This is a genomic window from Streptomyces sp. V4I2, from assembly GCF_030817655.1.
GTDB classification, from domain to species: Bacteria; Actinomycetota; Actinomycetes; order Streptomycetales; family Streptomycetaceae; genus Streptomyces; species Streptomyces plumbiresistens.
This window is the reverse complement of record NZ_JAUSZM010000003.1, coordinates 10337359-10354076: the sequence shown is the minus strand read 5'-3', so window position 1 is coordinate 10354076 and position 16718 is coordinate 10337359. Positions and strand designations below refer to the sequence as shown.

The window sequence follows — 16718 nt, the reverse complement described above, 5'->3', positions numbered from 1 at the left end:
GGTTGTTGTCACATGGTGTCCCCAGCTCGATGCAATCTGCTGGGTCACGTTTGCGGAGTCGAGGTCAGGCGGTGGGTCGCGGGGCGCGGAGGTGGGCGCGCTGCTTGAGTTCCTCGTCGTCGACGAGTTCGAGCATGGGCTTGCCCGGCGCGCACATCATGGTGACCACGAACTCGGTCGTCTCGTCGGCCAGGGCGTTGCCGTCCTGGTAATGGATCGCGTCACCGCCCGGCTCCCAGAACGTGCCGCCCGCCTCGACGACACGCTCCGGCTCCCCCTCCAGCTCGAAACGGACCGCACCCTTGGTGACGTACCCGAACGCCGGACCGGAGTGACGATGCGGCGGAGTGCCCGGGTCCCCGGGCTCCCAGTGCACATGAATGGTCATGGCCGAGGCACCCTCGGGAACGGTGATCGGCGCGGCATCCTGAAGCAGCTTCGCCGCCCTGGTCCAACTCGGCCCGTCCTCGCCGCCATCCCCATGACCGTGCCCATGCCCGTGATGTCCGTTATCCGACACTGAGAAACACCCTCCAGTATGTCCACGAGCGGACGCCATGCCGTCCGCCCCAAGCGTGACCGCATAGTCCTCGCGACAACGGCTCGTATATCCAGACCGAGCGATGCCCAGATCTGTGACAGCGGAGCCGACGGGCTCCAGCCGATCGCGGGCTCGACGTCAGAACGCGCATCGGCGTTGCAGAGCACCGCTTGGCTCTTCGGAGGTGGAAGGCGTCCGACGGCCAGTTCAATGTCACAACTGCGGGACGTGATTGGTCTTCACAAGTATGAGTCAAGCCTTGCAGTCGAAGACCGACATTGATGAGCCCGTCACCTTGATCAAGAACTACACAGTGCCAGCGGGGGAAGCCGAGTACTTCATCGACGTGTACCGGGAGAACGCCCGGATCATGTCGACCCAACCTGGTTTTCTTCGCTCCCGCCTGCACAGGGCGCTCGTCGACGCGCCGGAGGTGCGGTTCGTGCACATCGCCGAATGGAGTTCGGGCACCGCGCTCGACAGAGCCACCGCCAACCCCGAGTGGCTCGCCTCGCTACGGCGTATGTTCGACGATCCCGGTCTTCACATCACCTCAGAACCCGTCGGCTATCGCGTCGTGGTCGAACTTCAACCCTCCTGACTTCGGCCGCAGGGCGGTGAGTTGAGCCAGTCGTAACCATTCAAGGGTCGACGGGGCTCGGCCACCGCCAGCCGGCGCCCTTCCACGGCGTCGTCACGCACACGATGGTGTCTCGAGACCGGGCCGCCGCTCATCCCAGTGCGGGGACTTGTTCCTCGTCCGGTTGAGGGGCCGCGCCGTACGTGCTCCCCCGGAGATAGCGGAGCAGGTCTTCGTCGGTGTCCCCCGCGTCGAGTTCCCGCACGGCCTCCTCGACCGCCTGGTGGAGGAGCGGCGAACCCACCCTCAGTACGTCGTGTGCGACGGCGGTGAGTTCGGTTTCGACGCTCCGACGGTCGTGCAGCGAGGTGTGCGTGGTGATCAGGCCGCGGTCCCGCAGACGCGCCACGAGACGGCTGGTGGCGGACTGGCTCAGCCCTATCCCGTTGGCCAGGTCGTTGAGGTACAGCAAGCCCGTCCCCGCCCGCGTGCCCTCCCACAAGGCGCGAAGGGCGTAGAACTCGCTGACCCCCAGGCCCAGATGTTGATGAAGGTGTCGCTCGATCCGGGTTTCGATCCGGCGATGGACAAGGGTCAGTGTGTTCCACTGCGTGATCAACGTGGCATCGTCACTCATCGGGGATGGCCTCCATGCTGTCCGCAGCGCCCGACCGCTTCTGCCGGAACGACGTCCCAGCAGGAGGAAGCGACGTTGAGCCGCCGCCGCTTGCCTATACCGAGTAGACAGGCCAGCGGCCATCGTTGTGACAGCCATGTTCCCTATGCCGCTTGTCTGGCCGATGGGTGACCCGGACGAAGCGATCGAGGAGCCGGCGGCAGGCGGTGCACGTGGCCGTCGGGGGCCAGCAGTTGTATGAGGCCTCCCAGGTCACCGGTGTCGGCCGCGGTCCGGAAAGCGGCGACGAGGCGACGGTGCGACTCAGCAGGGACCGGTCGCTCGCGGCCGGATTCCAGGCGGACTTGCGCGCGGTGGACCATTACCCGTGCGTTCGGGGCGCTGATCCGAAGCAACCTCGCAAGATCGGCATAGGCGTAGTCGAAGCTCTTCCGCAGTAGGTAGGCGGCCAGACCGTCCGGCGTCAGCCTCGCCATGAGCAGGGCCAATGCCGCCTCGACGGTCGCGGCTTGCTCAGCGCGCAGCACGGGATCCTGGGCGGTCCGGTCGCCGAGGTCGACCAGCTGCGACTCGGCCGGGATTTCGTGGCGGTGCCACGCGGACTGAATCACGTTGATCGCCAGACGAGTCGTTGCCGTGGTCAGGAACGCGGCCGGATTCTCGATCGACGGGCGGTGGGTGAGCTGCCAGCGCAGCCACACCTCCTGGACCACGTCCTCGGCTCCCGAGACGTCGCCGAGGATTTGGTAGGCGATGCGGAACAGCCGAGTCCGCTGGGCGAGAAAGTCGTCGAGGGCAAGGTCCAGGTCGTCGTCCTCGGCTGACTGGGCGACAGGCGGTTCGGCGAGCGTCGTCGCCTCCGTGCTGGGCGCGGACATCGAGGACTCCTCTTCGTGGGCGGCGCCCATCGAGGGCATTGGTTCCACCCTCGGTCCGCAGCACTGCTCACCGCGCCCTTGGTGCCCGTGGTCGAGTCCGTAGGGACCCCATGGGGTCCCCTGGGGAAACCGGAGGACTCGGGACAACCCCGGGGCCCGCGACCTCAGCCGGTTTGCGCCGCGCTCACGTCTGTCGTGTCCCTGGCCGGGGCGCTCGCGAGGGCAGCCGACAGCGCGCGACGTGAGTTGATCCCGAGCTTCGTGTACACCTTCCGCAGGTGCCACTCCACGGTGTGTGGGCTGATGAACAGCTCCGCGCCGATCTTCGCGTTCGTCATGCCGCGGGCGGCGAGAGTCGCGATCTGCGACTCCTGTGGGGTCAGGGCGCTCGCCGGCTTGGTTTCCCGCGCCCGGACGTGCTCGCCGGTGGCGATCAGCTCGCGGCGGGCCCGCTCGGCGAACGCGTTCGCCCGCATTCCGTCGAACATCTCGTGCGCCGTGCGAAGGTGCTCTCGGGCCAGCGAACGGCGGCGGGTCCGGCGCAGCCACTCGCCGTACAGCAGGTGGGTGCGTGCCAACTCCACCTTCACGGCCACGCGGTCGCGGCCGAGCTCCTCGATCGCGATCCGGTACAGACCATCGGCCTCGTCCCCGTCGGTGAGGAGAGCATGGCTGCGTGCGGTGACGCCACGGGCCCAGCCGGTATCGGCGGCGCGGGTGAGTTCGACCAGCCGGGCAAGCGAGGCACGGGCCTGGCCGAGCTCGCCGCACCGGGTCGCGGCCTCGACGTGTTCGACCAGCGACAGGCCGGTGAAGTTGAACCCGTCGTGGTCGATGCCCGAGCGAGCGGCCACCAGAGCCTGGTCGTAGCGCGCCAGGCCGTTGAACAGCACGCCTTGGACGTAGCCCGAGACGCCCAGGAGGCCCACCTCGCCGTGCAGTGAGGCGGTCGCCTTGGCGTCTTCGATGAGGCTGATGGCAGCGTCCTCGTCGCCTCGCCACCCAGACAGAACAAGCGTCGCGTATTTGTGCGGGGCGTGGCCCGTCGCGGCGGCGAGCACGTCGGCTTCGTCCATCATCCGGGCCGCCTCGGCGAAGTCGCCGGTGTGGATGTGCACCCCGCCTGCGTAGACCAGTGCCGGTGGCAGCGCGCCGAGCGCTCCGATGTCACGAGCCAGGCGCACCGCTCGAGTCGCGAGCATGTCCCACGCGGTCAGGTCCCAGGCGTGGTGAATGAACGCCTCCAGTGCGACCGGGGCCAGGAGAAGCCAACGCATCGTCGCCTCCCGGGTGCCGACGTCCTCGTGTACAAGAGGTTCCAGCGCGCGGCGCAGCGCCGCTCCACCGGTCTCGTAATCGCCTGTGAGGAGCGTGGCTACACCGTCCAGGAGCAGGTCGGCGGCCTCGGAGCCCGAGGAGGGTGCCCCGGACCCGCGGGCCGCGATCGCCGCGGCGCGGGCGCCCGTCGGACCGTGGACCCTGCCTGCGAAGATGGTCGCGCTGATCGCCTCGAGGTAGGTCTCCCGTGCCAGTGGCGAGTCGGCGGCAGCAAACTGTGCGGCGGCGTCAAGGAGCAGAGGTGCCGCCTCGTCGCTGCGGTGGCGGGCGAAGAGGATCCTGGCACGCAGGCGCGCCAGGCGGGCGCGGTCCAAGGGGCTGAGGGGACACATTTCGGCCAGCGTCGCCAGTTCCGTGGCGCGGTCGGGTGCGGCGGCCGAGAAGTACGCCTCGGCGGCCGCGAGGGCTCGGCGGCCCCGCTGCCAGAGGTCTGGCGTCACCTCGGCCGCGCGCTCCAGAAGTACCGCCTCGGCGGCCATGCCGCCGCGCTGCCGCGCTCGGCCGGCGGCCTGCTCCAGCCCCGCGGCGACCTCCTCGTCCGGCCCGTCGGCGGCCTGCGCGGCATGCCAGGCGCGCCGGTCGGGATCCAGGACCGGGTCCGTGGCCGCGGCCAACGCCCGGTGCACCGCTCGGCGTTCTTCGGCGTCGGCTCGGTGGTAGACCGCCGAACGCACCAGCGGGTGTCGAAACCGAACGGACTCACCGAACTCGATCAGGCCGGCCGCCTTGGCCGGTGCGGCATCGGGAGTGATCTTCAGAGAGGCGGCTGCGCGGACCAGCAGGCGCGCGTCACCGACCGGTTCCGCCGCGGCGATCAGGAGCAGTGTCCGGGTCTCCGGGGGCAGCGAAGCGAGGCGGCTGGCGAAGTCGCGTTCGACGCGGCTCACGACCGGCCCCTGGACAATCGGGGAACTCGACGAGTCCAGGCCGTAGGCCAGCTCCGCAGCACTGCGGCCGCGGGAGAACTCGAGCAGCGCGAGCGGGTTGCCGTGCATCTCGGCCACGAACCGGTCCCGGATCCGCTTCTCCAGCCGTCCACCGACGGCGGCTTCCAGGAGCTCTCCGGCCGCGGCGGTGTCGAGACCGGCGAGCCGTAGCGCCGGCAGACCGCTGAGTGCGGCCTGCCCTTCGGGGTCGCGTACCGCGAAGGCCATCGCGACCGCCTCGGCGAGCAGTCGCCGGGCCACGAACTCCAGGGTCTGCAGGGACACTTGGTCCAGCCACTGAGCGTCGTCGACCAGGACGAGCACCGGTCGGGTCTCCGAGGCCCGGGTGAGCAGCGTAAGCACGGCGAGGCCGACCAGGAAGCGGTCGGGCGGGTCGCCGGCCGCCATCCCGAACGCTACCCGGAGGGCGTCGCGCTGGGGCCCCGGTAGCTCTTCGAGTTCGTCCAGGAACGGCGCACACAGCTGGTGCAGGCTCGCGTACGGCAGTTCCATGTCGGCCTCGATGCCGCGCGCCCAGGTCACCTTCACCCGTGACGCCTGCGCGGCCACGTACTCGAGGAGCACCGACTTTCCGATGCCGGCTTCGCCGCGGACCACCATTACTCGGGAGTCACCTTCGCGCAAGCCGACCAGCAGGTCGTCGAGCGCCGCACACTCCCGATGCCGCCCGACCAGGTCGGGAAGGGGGCTGGCGATCATGCGACGCGGCTCCTTCGAGGAATCCGGGGGAGACATACACAACGTTTGTTCGGAACGATCCTTGCAACGATACCTAGGGGGGTCCCCGCCGCGTGTGCCGGATTGCTGTGATTGACTCCACGCCAAGAAATTTCCTGATGCTGTCACACATGGTGCCACTATCCGGTCGACCACTGCCCATGATGTCGTCCAACCGCTGTCGCAGGAGGTCCCATGTCTTCGCTCGGTCACCAGCTCGCCACGTCCGTCCTCGTGGTGGGGGCGGGCAAGTCAGGCCTCCGAGCGGCCATCGAGGTCGCCGAGGCCGGTGTCGCGGTCATCGCGGTACTCAAGCGCCCGGCTGACGATATCCACACTGTTACTGGATTCAGTGGTTCTGAGGGAGTACCCGCGATCCCTGGTGCCGGCCCCGGGCGCAGTGACGCGTGGGAGCGGCATGCGGCCGACACGTTGCGTGAGGGCCACTTGCTGGCCGACCCGCGCACCGCCCAGGTCGTGGCCCACTACGCCGCTCAGGGATTCCATGACATGGGGCGCTACGGCATGCGTTTCGACCGACAAGGCGACGGCGGGCCCGCCCGGCGGCAGCTTGGCGACGGCAGGTACCACCGCGCCGCGTTCACCGGCGAGTACACCGGCCTCGAGGTGCAGCGAGCGCTCCGCGACCGCGCCAAGCAGCTCGCCATTCCCGTTCTGCCGGGCGTGTATGTCACCCGGCTGCTGGTCGACGACGGGGCGGTGTTCGGTGCCTACGGATTCGACGTCGTCGATGGCTCGCGCTACCTCGTGCACGCCGATGCGGTGATCCTGGCGACCGGAGGGCACACGCGCGTCTGGCGGTGTACGTCCTCGCGTCGCAACGAAAACACCGGCGACTCCTTCCGCCTCGCCGTCGAAGCCGGTGCCCGGTTGCGCGACCCCGAGCTGGTGCAGTTTCACCCCGCCGGGCTGATCGCGCCGGAGAACGCAGCCGGCATGCTCGTCAGCGAGGCGGCACGCGGCGAGGGAGGGGTCCTGCTCAACAACCTCGGTGAGCGGTTCATGAAGCGCTACGACGCCGAGCGCATGGAGCTCTCCAGCCGGGACAGGGTCGCGCTGGCGTCCTACACCGAGATCAGGGAGGGACGCGGCACTCAGGCCGGCGGTGTCTGGCTCGACCTGTCCCACCTGCCGCGCGAGACGGTCCTGACGCGGCTGCCGCGGGTGCACCAGACCCTGTTGGACGTGCAGATGCTCGACATCACCCGCGACCCGATCGAGGTCGCGCCGACCGCCCAGTACTCCTTGGGCGGCGTCTGGGTCCGGCCCGAGGACCACAGCACGGATGTCAACGGGCTCTTTGTGATCGGAGAGGCGGCCAGTGGTCTGCATGGCGCGAACCGGTTGGAGGAGAACTCGCTGATCGAACTACTCGTCTACGGCCGGATCACCGGCCGGGCCGCCGCGGAGTACTCGGCCGGGCTTACCAGCCAGCAGCGGTCGCCGGCAGCGATTCGCGCCGCGGAGGCGGACGTGAGCCGGCTTCTGGCCGCCGACGGCGACCAGAGCGTCCGCGCGTTGCAACGGTCGGTGCGCCACCTGATGACGGAGCGCGCCGGTGTCGTGCGGGACGGGGCCGGGCTCACCGCCGGACTCGCCGGACTCGACGAGATCGAGGCCCGCATGGCGGACGTGGGTGTGCACATCGACGTCGGCGGCTTCCAGGACCTCGCGTACGCCTATGACCTCAGGTCCACCGTTCTCGCCGCTCGCGCGACACTTGAGTGCGCCCTGGAACGGCGGGAAACGCGGGGCTGTCACCACCGGTCCGACTACCCCGATGTCGACCCGGACCTGAAGGTCAACATGGTGTGGTCCCCGACGACCGGGGTGCGCCGCGAACCCGTCCCGCCCATCCCCACCCACATCGCTGAGCTGATGTACGACGTCTCGGCCGATGCCGAGTTGCTCGGATAAGAGCCGGTCATGAGGGCCGCTGCCATCGGGTCCTCGTCGAGTTCACTGGTGCCGCCGTGCACCAGGTCCCGGGCCGGTCACGTGCGTGGCGGCATACGACCGGGCCGGCGGCGCGGTCCAGAAGTGTCGGGCGGATCGGGACGTGACGGGCAGGGCGCGCAGGGTGGAGGGCACCAGGCGCGGCACGTGCGGCATGCAGGCCGGTCCTCACCGCACCACAATCTCGCCGTACCTACGGCAGCACCGCCGTCGCCAGGTTCGGCGACGGCGGTGCTGCCGTAGGGGTTTGGCGCGTCTGCACTCGACGTCCAGAGGATCTGCCGCGCTGGGTCAGGCGGTGGGTCGCGGGGCGCGGAGGTGGGCGCGCTGCTTGAGTTCCTCTTCGTCGACGAGTTCGAGCATGGGCTTGCCCGGCGCGCACATCATGGTGACCACGAACTCGGTCGCCTCGTCGGCCAGGGCGTTGCCGTCCTGGTAATGGATGGCGTCACCGCCCGGCTCCCAGAACGTGCCGCCCGCCTCGACGACACGCTCCGGCTCCCCCTCCAGCTCGAAACGGACTGCACCCTTGGTGACGTACCCGAACGCCGGACCGGAGTGACGATGCGGCGGAGTGCCCGGGTCCCCAGGCTCCCAGTGCACATGAATGGTCATGGCCGAGGCACCCTCGGGAACGGTGATCGGCGCGGCATCCTGAAGCAGCTTCGCCGCCCTGGTCCAACTCGGCCCGTCCTCGCCGCCATCCCCATGACCGTGCCCATGCCCGTGATGTCCGTTATCCGACATTGTGTCGCACCTTCCGTGATGTCCACCATGTCGTGAGGCTGTGAAGTAGCCGAAGACATGGTTGTGAAAGTTGGTTGCTCATCCCGTTGTTCCATATGACCGGGGACGCGGCAGATCTGTGACAGCCGGGAAGGGGGCCGACGTCACGGCTTCCCGGGACCCGGTGATGTCACAGAACGGACGTCTTCCCTGTCTTAACCAACGGTCGGTCGGCGATGCGCTTTCCCGCCGGCAGTGGCATTCGACGGTTCTGACCAGCCGGTGACGCGAGTGGGCAGCATCGGCATCACGCCCATCACCCCTGCACCCGAAATGGGAAACCCGTGAACAACGAAGAAGTGTCACACGTCAGCCAGGCAACAGCAGCACGGATCGAAACGCTCGACAGCCTTCGCGAGCACCTTCAATGGGCGATCGAACTGGAACACGCCACCCTGCCGCCCTATCTCTGCGCTCTCTACTCCCTCGACCCGCAGCGCAACCCGGACGCCGCCCAAGCAGTCGGCAGCGTCTTCGTCGAGGAGATGATCCACCTGGCACTGGCGGCGAACCTGCTCAACGCGGTCGGCGGGGAGCCTCGGCTGGATCCGGCGACGCTGCTGCAGCGTCATCCTCGCCCTCTCCCCCATGGCGACCGTTCCCTGCGGTTGTCGCTCGTTCCGTTCGGGACGGAGGCCCTCGAGATGTTCCTCCGTCTGGAACAGCCGGCGGCGCCCAGCGCTCCGCCGGAAGGTGACGACTACGAGACGATCGGTCAGTTCTATGACGCGATCGAAGAAGGGCTGCGTCACCTGTGCGCTGAACTCGGGGAGACAGAAGTCTTCTGCGGTGACGGGGCGCGCCAGGTGACAGCTGGTCCCTTCGCCCATACCGGTGGCACCTTGACCGCGGTCACGGACCTCGCTTCCGCGCTCGCGGCTCTGGAGGAAATCGTCGAACAAGGTGAGGGGACGGCGCGTGGCGAGGTCTGGGACGGCGACCGGGACATCTTCCATCCCGACCGCGATGAGGTCTCTCATTACTACCGGTTCCAGGAACTGAAGCTCGGACGCCGCTACCTGCGCGGTGACACACCGCAGTCCGGACCCACGGGTGAGGCCGTCGTGATCGACTCGGACGGCGTCCTGCCGATGCGCCCCAACCCCCTGCTGGCAGACCATCCCCTGGGCAGCCCCATCCGGAAAGCTCAGGAGAAGTTCAACCGGACGTACTGCCAACTGCTCCAGCAGCTCGAACAGGCTTTCAATGGCAGTCCGCAGCTGCTCGGAGCCGCAACGGGCACGATGTACGCACTCAAGGCGGAGGCGCAGAATCTGATGACGATGCCCGACGGAGACGACACGACGGCCGGCCCGACATTCGAGTACGTCGAAACCCAGTCCTGAGACTGAGAGATCTGACTGCTGCCGCGTTCCGGGAGTAGGCGAACCGCATCCGACTGAGCGCCTGCTCCCGGACTCCGTAACGGCCGCAGGGCTCGCCGGGCGTCTCGGACATCACTCGGCCGCTTCACGATGCCGATCTGTTCCTGGACATCTCGGCCACCCTGCGCGCCGGATGCTCGTTCACCGACCGGTCGCCAGGGGCCGCTCCAAGCTCGCGAGATAGTCGTCGAACGTCAACGGGCCCTCGTCGTAGTCCCCGTGAGGCAGCAGGCCCCCTCCCGACATGGCTTTGCCGACCTTGCCCGGGAGCGACACAGGAACGACGATCCGGTGCCGGCCCTGGGCGCGCACGATACGGCGCGCCATGTCCACCATGCCCAGTTGCTGGGGTCCGGCGATTTCCCGTGCCATTCCCGCAGGGGCCTGGGTCACGTGGTCGACGAGCCTTTCTGCTACATCTTGGGCGGCGACGGGTCGAGTCAGCATGTTCGGCATCAGGACCACCGGTGACCGGTTGTCCAGCAGCGGCTCGGGGAACTCGAAGAACTGGGTGGCGCGGAGCACGGTCCATGGCAGATCTCCGTCGCGGACCAGTTCCTCCTGCGCGCGTTTGCCCATGTAGTACCCGAAGTCCACCTCGTCACTGCCGACGATCGACAGGGTGATCACATGCTTGATCCCCGTTCGCCGGGCGACGGAGAGCAGATTGCCGGTGGTCCGGGAGAAGAAGTCGACTGCGACCTTCGCTCTCGTCGTGACGACATTCGCAACGTTGATCACCACGTCACAGCCGGACAGTCGGTCCTGCAATCCGATGCCGGTGGACAGATCCACGCCCTGCGAGCGGGCGAGGGTCACTGGCTGATGTCCCGCCGCTCGCAGCTCGGCTACGACGAACTTCCCGACCAGGCCGGTTCCTCCGGCGACAGCGACCTGCATGCGCTTCCTCCTCGTACCCGTCGGTGGTTCCGACTCCGTTCCTACAGACGCCCTATAGACAAGGCAGACGCTGGCCCTGTGACAGGGCATGACTCGAGGCCGAGGTATACCCGGCCGGTACGACCAGGTGGCCGATCGCATGCGCGACCGGCCACCCGACAGCGCCGTACTCAGGGAGCCGTCCGCTCAGGCGGTCGCCTGCGCCGCCTCGTTGATCAGGCGGGCGACATCACCGGGGTGCGAGACACTGACCGCGTGGGAGGCGTTGAGGCTCACAAAGGTGGCCTTCGCACGCTCAGCCATGAAGGTCTGCGCCTGCGGCGGAATGTTCCGGTCCTCGGTGGCCACGAGAACCCATGCCGGAAGGTCCTTCCACGCAGGGGCTGAGGCGCCCTCTGCCAGCGCGGCATCGGTCACGGGACGTTGGGTGGCGGCCATGACCGCCGCGGTCTCGTCGGGGACGTCGGCGGCGAACTGGTCATGGAACTTGCTCTGCTCGATATAGAGATCCGCGACCTGCCTGCCGTCGGGAAGCCTGACCGGCACCGGGCGCAGCGTCTCTCCGAGAGTGCTGCCGGGGAACTTGCCCGACAGGGTGACCGCGCTCTCCCCCTCGTCGGGCAGGAAGGCCGCGACGTAGACGAGCGCCTTGACGTTGTTCAGTCCCGTCGCGGCGTTGCTGATGACCGACCCGCCGTAGGAGTGGCCGACGAGGACGACCGGGCCGTCGATGGAGGCCACGAGTTGCCTGACGTGATCGGCGTCTCCGGCCAGTCCGCGCAGCGGGTTGCTGGCGGCCACCACCGGGTAGTCGTGGGACTGGAGCCTTTCGACGACGCCGTTCCAGCTGGACGAGTCCGCGAAGGCGCCGTGGACGAGGACAATGGTTGGTTTCAGTGCACTCACGAGAGTGGCCTTTCGTTTGCCGGTGCAGCATGCGCGGCACATCTGGGCTGGCGCATGGGCGTCACCGCCCGATGGGTGTCAGTTGGTTCCCAGGGCCTTTCGCAGAACGTGGATGGCCTGCTCGATCGCCGCGCTCGAGGCCTGGGTTCCGCGGACCGTGTTCAGCATCATGAAGTCGTGCAGGCTGGCGTTGTAGCGGATGCTTGTGGTCGGCACGCCGGCCTGGATGAGCTTGCGGGCGTACGCTTCGCCCTCGTCACGCAGTACGTCGTTCTCGTCGACGATGACGAGCGCCGGCGGTAGGCCCTGGAGGTCTTCCAGTGTGGCGCGCAGGGGTGATGCGGTGATCTGGGCGCGCTCGGCCGGGTCGGTGGTGTAGGCGTCCCAGAACCATTCCATGGCCTTCGCCGTCAGGTGCGGGCCATGGGCGAAGGTCTGGTAGCTCTCGGTGTCCTGGGCCGCGTCGGTGACGGGGTAGTACAGCGACTGGTGCAGGAAGGTCACGTCGCCGCGCTGCTTGGCCATGTGGGTGAGGGCCGCGGTCATGTTGCCGCCGACGGAGTCACCGGCGACGACGAGGCGGGACCCGTCGATGGATTCCTCGCTCCCCTTGGTGGTGATCCACTGGGCGGTGGCGTAGGCCTGCTCGATGGCGACGGGGTACTTCGCCTCAGGTGAACGATCGTATTCGACGAACACCAGGGCCGCCTTCGCCCCCACTGCCAGCTCGCGCACCAGACGGTCGTGTGTACCGGCGTTGCCCAGAATCCAGCCGCCGCCGTGCACGTAGAGGATCACGGGCAGCACGCCGCTGCTGCCGACAGGCTTGACGATGCGCACCTTCACGTCACCCACGTGGGCGGGGACGGTGATCCACTTCTCGTCCACGTCGAGCTTCTCGATGGGCTGGGCCTGCACGTCATCGAGCAGCTTGCGGGCACCGTCGACGCCGAGCTCGTACAGCAGCGGCGGTTTGGCGGTCGCGTCGGCGAACTCCTGCGCGGCGGGCTCGAGAATGATGTCACTCACGGTGTGCTCCTTCAGAGATGGTGGAGTTTCACAGGACTTCCACACCATCAGACCGGGCCAGGAGCCGATGTGTGACACACCAAGGAAAAGGGACCAAGGCGGGCGAATTACGGCGCGGCTGTTCCGTTCACGGGCCTACCTCCGTCCACTGCACTGAAGTCCGGCCGGTGGCCGGCCCTCACTGAACCGGGCGTCGTCGGCGAACGCTGTCACAGATCGAGGGCGGTCCCGGTCAGTGCGTTGTAACGGTCCCACATCCGAGGAGATCCCGTCGTGGACGCACGTATCAACTACTTCGGCAACGCCCTTGCGGGCAAGGTCATGAAGCACCTGAACTCGGCCGCCAGTGTGGTGCACTCGGCACTTCCGGCAGCCACCGTGGAGCTGGTAAACATCCGTGCCAGCCAGATCAACGGCTGCGGTTTCTGCACCGACATGCACACCAAGGACGCCATCGCCGCGGGCGAGGACCAGCAGCGTCTGAACCTCGTGGCCGCGTGGCGTGAGGCCACCGTCTTCACCGACGCCGAGCGTGCGGCGCTGGAGCTGGCCGAGCAGGGCACCCGCACCGCGGACGCCGCGAACGGTGTGTCGGACGAGGCATGGGCGAACGCCGCGAAGCACTACGACGAGGACCAGCTCGCCGCGCTGATCTCTCTGATCGCCGTCATCAACGCCTACAACCGCATCAACATCATCAACCAGCAGCCCGCGGGCGGTTACAAGCCCGGCATGTTCGGCTGAGACGTCCGCTCGGGGCACACCGGGCACCCACCGATGTCGCCCTGGCTCCCCGCATGCCTGCGGGGAGCCAGGGCCGCCCTCACTCGTACCGGAATCCAGAGGACTCTCATGCCAGATCGCCCCGCACTCACCCCTCTGCGACGAGTCAGAACCGACGGGCTGGAGGTCGCCTACCACGAGACGGGACCCGCGGACGGCGACACTGTGCTGCTCCTGCACGGTTTCCCCTACGACATCCACAGCTACGTCGAGGTGGCCCCGCTACTCGCCCAGGACGGTTTCCGGGTCATCGTCCCCTACTTGCGGGGACACGGTCCTACCGCGTTCCTGTCCGAAGCGTCCCCGCGGTCGGGGCAGCAGGCCGCCCTGGGAGCCGACGTCATCGCGCTCATGGACGCTCTGGGCGTCGAGCGGGCTTACGTGGCCGGATACGACTGGGGCGGACGGGCCGCCAACATCGCCGCGGCACTGTGGCCCGAGCGGATCCTGGGACTGGTCTCGGTCAACAGCTATCTCATCCAGGACATCGGCGCGGCGATGACCCCCGTGGCCGCCGAACTGGAAGCCGGTTTCTGGTACTTCTACTACTTCCTCACCGAGCGGGGCGAGGCCGGTCTGGCCGCCGACCCCACGGGTGTCGCCCGGGTCATCTGGAAGCGGAACTCCCCCCGGTGGCCGTTCGTGGAAGAAGATCTGGCGCGGGCCGCGGAGGCCTTCCGGAATCCCGACTACACCGACGTCGTCATCCATTCGTACCGGCACCGGCTCGGCTTCGCGCCGAGCGCCGAGGCGTACGTGGACCTCGAGAGGCGTCTCGCCGAGCTGCCCGCGATCACGGTTCCCACCGTCACCCTCGACGGCCTGGCCGACGGTAACTTCCCGGCGACGGACGGTTCGTCCAGCGCTCACCACTTCACCGGTCCCCGGTTGCACCGGCAGGTGCCGGACGCCGGTCACAATCTCCCGCAGGAACGCCCGGAGTCGTTCGCGGCCGCCGTGCGTGACGTGCGCGCCCTGCGGCAGGAACACGCCGGACGCGACGGCTTCGCCAACTGACGCCGGGACGCGACATGCCTTCATCTCCGTCTCCGGACGATCGGGGTCCCCTCCGTATCGCCAGTGCGCGCGGCCGGTGGACCCTGCTGGCCACCGTTCTGGGATCCAGCGTGGTCATGCTCGGCTCGACCGTCACCAACGTCGCGCTGCCGCACATCGGCGCGGACTTCGACGCCGACCTCGGCGTTCTGCAGTGGACCGCGAACGCCTACATGCTGACTCTGGCGGCCCTGATCCTGCTGGGCGGCTCGCTGGGCGACCGTTTCGGACGGCGTCGCCTCTTCGTCATGGGCAATGTGTGGTTCGCGGTGGCTTCCCTGCTGTGCGGTCTGGCTCCCGACACCACCACGCTGATCACCGCCCGAGCACTGCAGGGCGTCGGCGGCGCCCTGATCACCCCCGGCTCACTGGCGATCATCGAGGCCTCGTTCCACCCGGACGACCGGCCCCGGGCGATCGGCCTGTGGTCGGGATTCGGCGGAATCGGCGCGGCCCTCGGGCCGTTTGTGGGCGGTTGGCTGGTGGACGGCCCCGGCTGGCGCTGGACCTTCCTGCTCAGCGCTGTGCCGGCGCTTCTGTGCCTGCCCGTGGCGCTACGTCATGTCCCGGAGTCCGTGGGCACGCCCCGGCGGGACAGTCCCGCAGTCGGCGCCGGTGGCAGAAAGCGGCTCGGCTTCGACATCCCCGGCGCCGTGCTGGGCGCTGTGACGCTCGCCCTGGCCACCTACGCACTGACCGAGGCCCGGGACGGCGGACCGGTGGTCCTGGCCGCGGCCGTGGGCAGCGCCGTGGCGGCCTTCGCGTTCCTTGTGGTGGAGGGACGCAGCAACGACCCGATGATGCCGTTGTCGATCTTCTCGTCCCGCCAGTTCCGCAGCGTCAACCTGATCACACTGTGCGTGTACGCGGGCACGGGCGGTTTCTTCTTCCTGACCGCTCTGCAGTTGCAGATCGTCGTCGGGTACTCGGCGCTGGCAGCCGGCGCGGCCATGCTGCCCAACACGCTGCTGATGGTGCTGTTCTCGTCCCACTCCGGCATGCTCGCCCAACGGCTGGGGCCGCGGATCCCCCTCACCGTCGGCCCGCTGGTGTGCGGGGCCGGCATGCTGATGATGCTGCGGGTCGGCCCCGGCACGTCCTACCTCCATGACGTCCTGCCCGCCCTGATGGTGATGGGCACCGGCATGGTCATCATGGTCGCCCCGCTGACCGTCACCCTGCTGTCGTCGGTGGAGGCCGCGAACGCCGGGCTGGCAAGTGGCATCAACAACGCCGCGGCCCGCGCCTCCGGCCTGGTCTCCGTGGCAGCGCTGCCGCTGCTGGTGGGGATGGGGCCGGACGCCTACCGATCAGGTGCCGCCTTCGACGCGTCATTCAGCCGGGCCATGCCGCTGTGTGCGGGCCTGTTGGCCATCGGCGCGTTGGTGGCCTTCGGCACGCTGCGGGAAGCCGACACGGCCCGTTATCCACTGCGCGGGCGGGCGCACGGCTGGCTGATGGAGCCCCCGCTGGTGTCCCGGTTCGCCCACCACCACGTCGTTGACTGACGTCTCGTCCAGGAGCGCCAGTGTCACATCGGTGGGTGCTCATCGGTCTCATTGTTGAGAGGACCGCTGTTCAGCGGCCCGCGCCGGCGCGTCACGCGTGCCCGTCGCAGGAAAGGAATCGCGACATGTCGTACCCGTATCCGGAACAGAAGTACTGGGGAGAGGACGGCGAGGTCAGCGCCGTCTACCGGCCTGCCACCACACCGCCGGCCATCGGCGAGAGCGGAACCGGCAAGGACGCCATCCACTATCTCGCGACCACTGACACCACGCGGGGAGAGTTCGGCCTGTACCGGGTGGAGATGAGTCCGAGGGCGGGCGGGCCCAAGAAGCACTTCCACAAGCGGATCTCGGAGTCGTTCTACATCCTGGACGGCACGGTGCGTGTGTTCGACGGTGTGCAGTGGGTCGACACGCGCAAGGGTGATTTCCTGCATGTGCCCCAGGGCGGTCTGCACGCCTTCCGCAACGACTCCGACGCCCCGGCCGACATGCTGCTGCTGTTCACGCCGGGCGCACCACGTGAGGAGTACTTCGAGCAGGTGTCGCAACTGGCGCACGCCTCGGAGGAGGCGCGTGCCGCGTTCTTCGACAGGCACGACTCGTACTTCGTCGAGTAGCAGCGTGCAGCGGCCTCGATCCCGAGTCGGTCACAAGCGGCGACCCCGATCCGCCAATCGCAGCCGGGCGCCTGCAACGGTGTCACACCAGGCGGCCTCGCCCTGTCCAGGTGTGTTGAGGACGGTGGCA

Annotated in this window: 15 protein-coding genes; 7 read left to right on the top strand and 8 right to left on the bottom strand. The window is 68.3% G+C overall.

What is annotated here, in order from left to right:
* Positions 1–64 precede the first annotated feature (64 nt).
* Positions 65–520 carry a cupin domain-containing protein gene (locus QFZ76_RS48485; RefSeq protein ID WP_307679660.1) on the bottom strand — a complete coding sequence of 152 codons (456 nt, stop codon included), beginning with the start codon at positions 518–520 and terminating at the stop codon, positions 65–67.
* A gap of 280 nt (positions 521–800) precedes the next feature.
* Between QFZ76_RS48485 and QFZ76_RS48480 the strand changes: the two genes are divergently transcribed.
* Complete coding sequence (locus QFZ76_RS48480) at positions 801–1142, top strand: antibiotic biosynthesis monooxygenase family protein (protein WP_307679659.1); 342 nt, start codon at positions 801–803, stop codon at positions 1140–1142.
* Positions 1143–1272: 130 nt separating this feature from the next.
* Here the strand turns inward: QFZ76_RS48480 and QFZ76_RS48475 are convergent, their stop codons facing one another.
* The 3 genes from QFZ76_RS48475 to QFZ76_RS48465 all read right to left on the bottom strand — a co-directional run bounded on the left by QFZ76_RS48475 (position 1273) and on the right by QFZ76_RS48465 (position 5620).
* Positions 1273–1758, bottom strand: coding sequence for a MarR family winged helix-turn-helix transcriptional regulator (locus tag QFZ76_RS48475; protein WP_099938085.1), 486 nt, complete (start codon positions 1756–1758; stop codon positions 1273–1275).
* Positions 1759–1901: 143 nt separating this feature from the next.
* Positions 1902–2636 carry a sigma factor gene (locus QFZ76_RS48470; RefSeq protein WP_307679658.1) on the bottom strand — a complete coding sequence of 245 codons (735 nt, stop codon included), beginning with the start codon at positions 2634–2636 and terminating at the stop codon, positions 1902–1904.
* A 164-nt stretch (positions 2637–2800) separates the two neighbouring features.
* Positions 2801–5620, bottom strand: coding sequence for a LuxR family transcriptional regulator (locus QFZ76_RS48465; RefSeq protein ID WP_307679657.1), 2820 nt, complete (start codon positions 5618–5620; stop codon positions 2801–2803).
* A gap of 213 nt (positions 5621–5833) precedes the next feature.
* Between QFZ76_RS48465 and QFZ76_RS48460 the strand changes: the two genes are divergently transcribed.
* Positions 5834–7576: an FAD-binding protein gene (locus QFZ76_RS48460; RefSeq protein ID WP_307679656.1), complete on the top strand. Its 1743-nt coding sequence runs from the start codon at positions 5834–5836 to the stop codon at positions 7574–7576.
* Between the two features lie 330 nt (positions 7577–7906).
* Here QFZ76_RS48460 and QFZ76_RS48455 read toward each other — a convergent pair whose 3' ends face one another.
* Positions 7907–8362: a cupin domain-containing protein gene (locus QFZ76_RS48455; protein ID WP_307679655.1), complete on the bottom strand. Its 456-nt coding sequence runs from the start codon at positions 8360–8362 to the stop codon at positions 7907–7909.
* Between the two features lie 323 nt (positions 8363–8685).
* On the opposite strand from QFZ76_RS48455, the gene QFZ76_RS48450 reads away from it, so the two are divergent.
* Complete coding sequence (locus tag QFZ76_RS48450) at positions 8686–9747, top strand: ferritin-like protein (protein ID WP_307679654.1); 1062 nt, start codon at positions 8686–8688, stop codon at positions 9745–9747.
* A gap of 180 nt (positions 9748–9927) precedes the next feature.
* Here QFZ76_RS48450 and QFZ76_RS48445 read toward each other — a convergent pair whose 3' ends face one another.
* From QFZ76_RS48445 to QFZ76_RS48435, 3 genes are all read right to left on the bottom strand, one after another.
* The gene (locus QFZ76_RS48445; RefSeq protein ID WP_307679653.1) at positions 9928–10686 is read right to left on the bottom strand and encodes an SDR family oxidoreductase; all 759 of its coding nucleotides are present in this window, start codon (positions 10684–10686) and stop codon (positions 9928–9930) included.
* A gap of 186 nt (positions 10687–10872) precedes the next feature.
* Positions 10873–11592, bottom strand: coding sequence for an alpha/beta fold hydrolase (locus QFZ76_RS48440; RefSeq protein WP_307679652.1), 720 nt, complete (start codon positions 11590–11592; stop codon positions 10873–10875).
* 78 nt (positions 11593–11670) lie between these two features.
* Positions 11671–12621, bottom strand: coding sequence for an alpha/beta hydrolase (locus QFZ76_RS48435; protein WP_307679651.1), 951 nt, complete (start codon positions 12619–12621; stop codon positions 11671–11673).
* 273 nt (positions 12622–12894) lie between these two features.
* Here QFZ76_RS48435 and QFZ76_RS48430 point away from each other — a divergent pair, with 273 nt between their 5' ends.
* From QFZ76_RS48430 to QFZ76_RS48415, 4 genes are all read left to right on the top strand, one after another.
* Positions 12895–13365: a carboxymuconolactone decarboxylase family protein gene (locus tag QFZ76_RS48430; RefSeq protein ID WP_307679650.1), complete on the top strand. Its 471-nt coding sequence runs from the start codon at positions 12895–12897 to the stop codon at positions 13363–13365.
* A gap of 108 nt (positions 13366–13473) precedes the next feature.
* Entirely contained in the window at positions 13474–14421 is a 948-nt protein-coding gene (locus QFZ76_RS48425) for an alpha/beta fold hydrolase (RefSeq protein WP_307679649.1), read from the top strand.
* A gap of 14 nt (positions 14422–14435) precedes the next feature.
* On the top strand, positions 14436–15968 hold the full coding sequence (locus QFZ76_RS48420) for an MFS transporter (RefSeq protein ID WP_307679648.1): 1533 nt from the start codon (positions 14436–14438) through the stop codon (positions 15966–15968).
* Positions 15969–16093: 125 nt separating this feature from the next.
* Positions 16094–16588 (top strand): cupin domain-containing protein, encoded by a 495-nt coding sequence (locus tag QFZ76_RS48415; RefSeq protein ID WP_307679647.1) that lies wholly within the window; start codon positions 16094–16096, stop codon positions 16586–16588.
* The last annotated feature ends 130 nt before the right edge of the window (positions 16589–16718 follow it).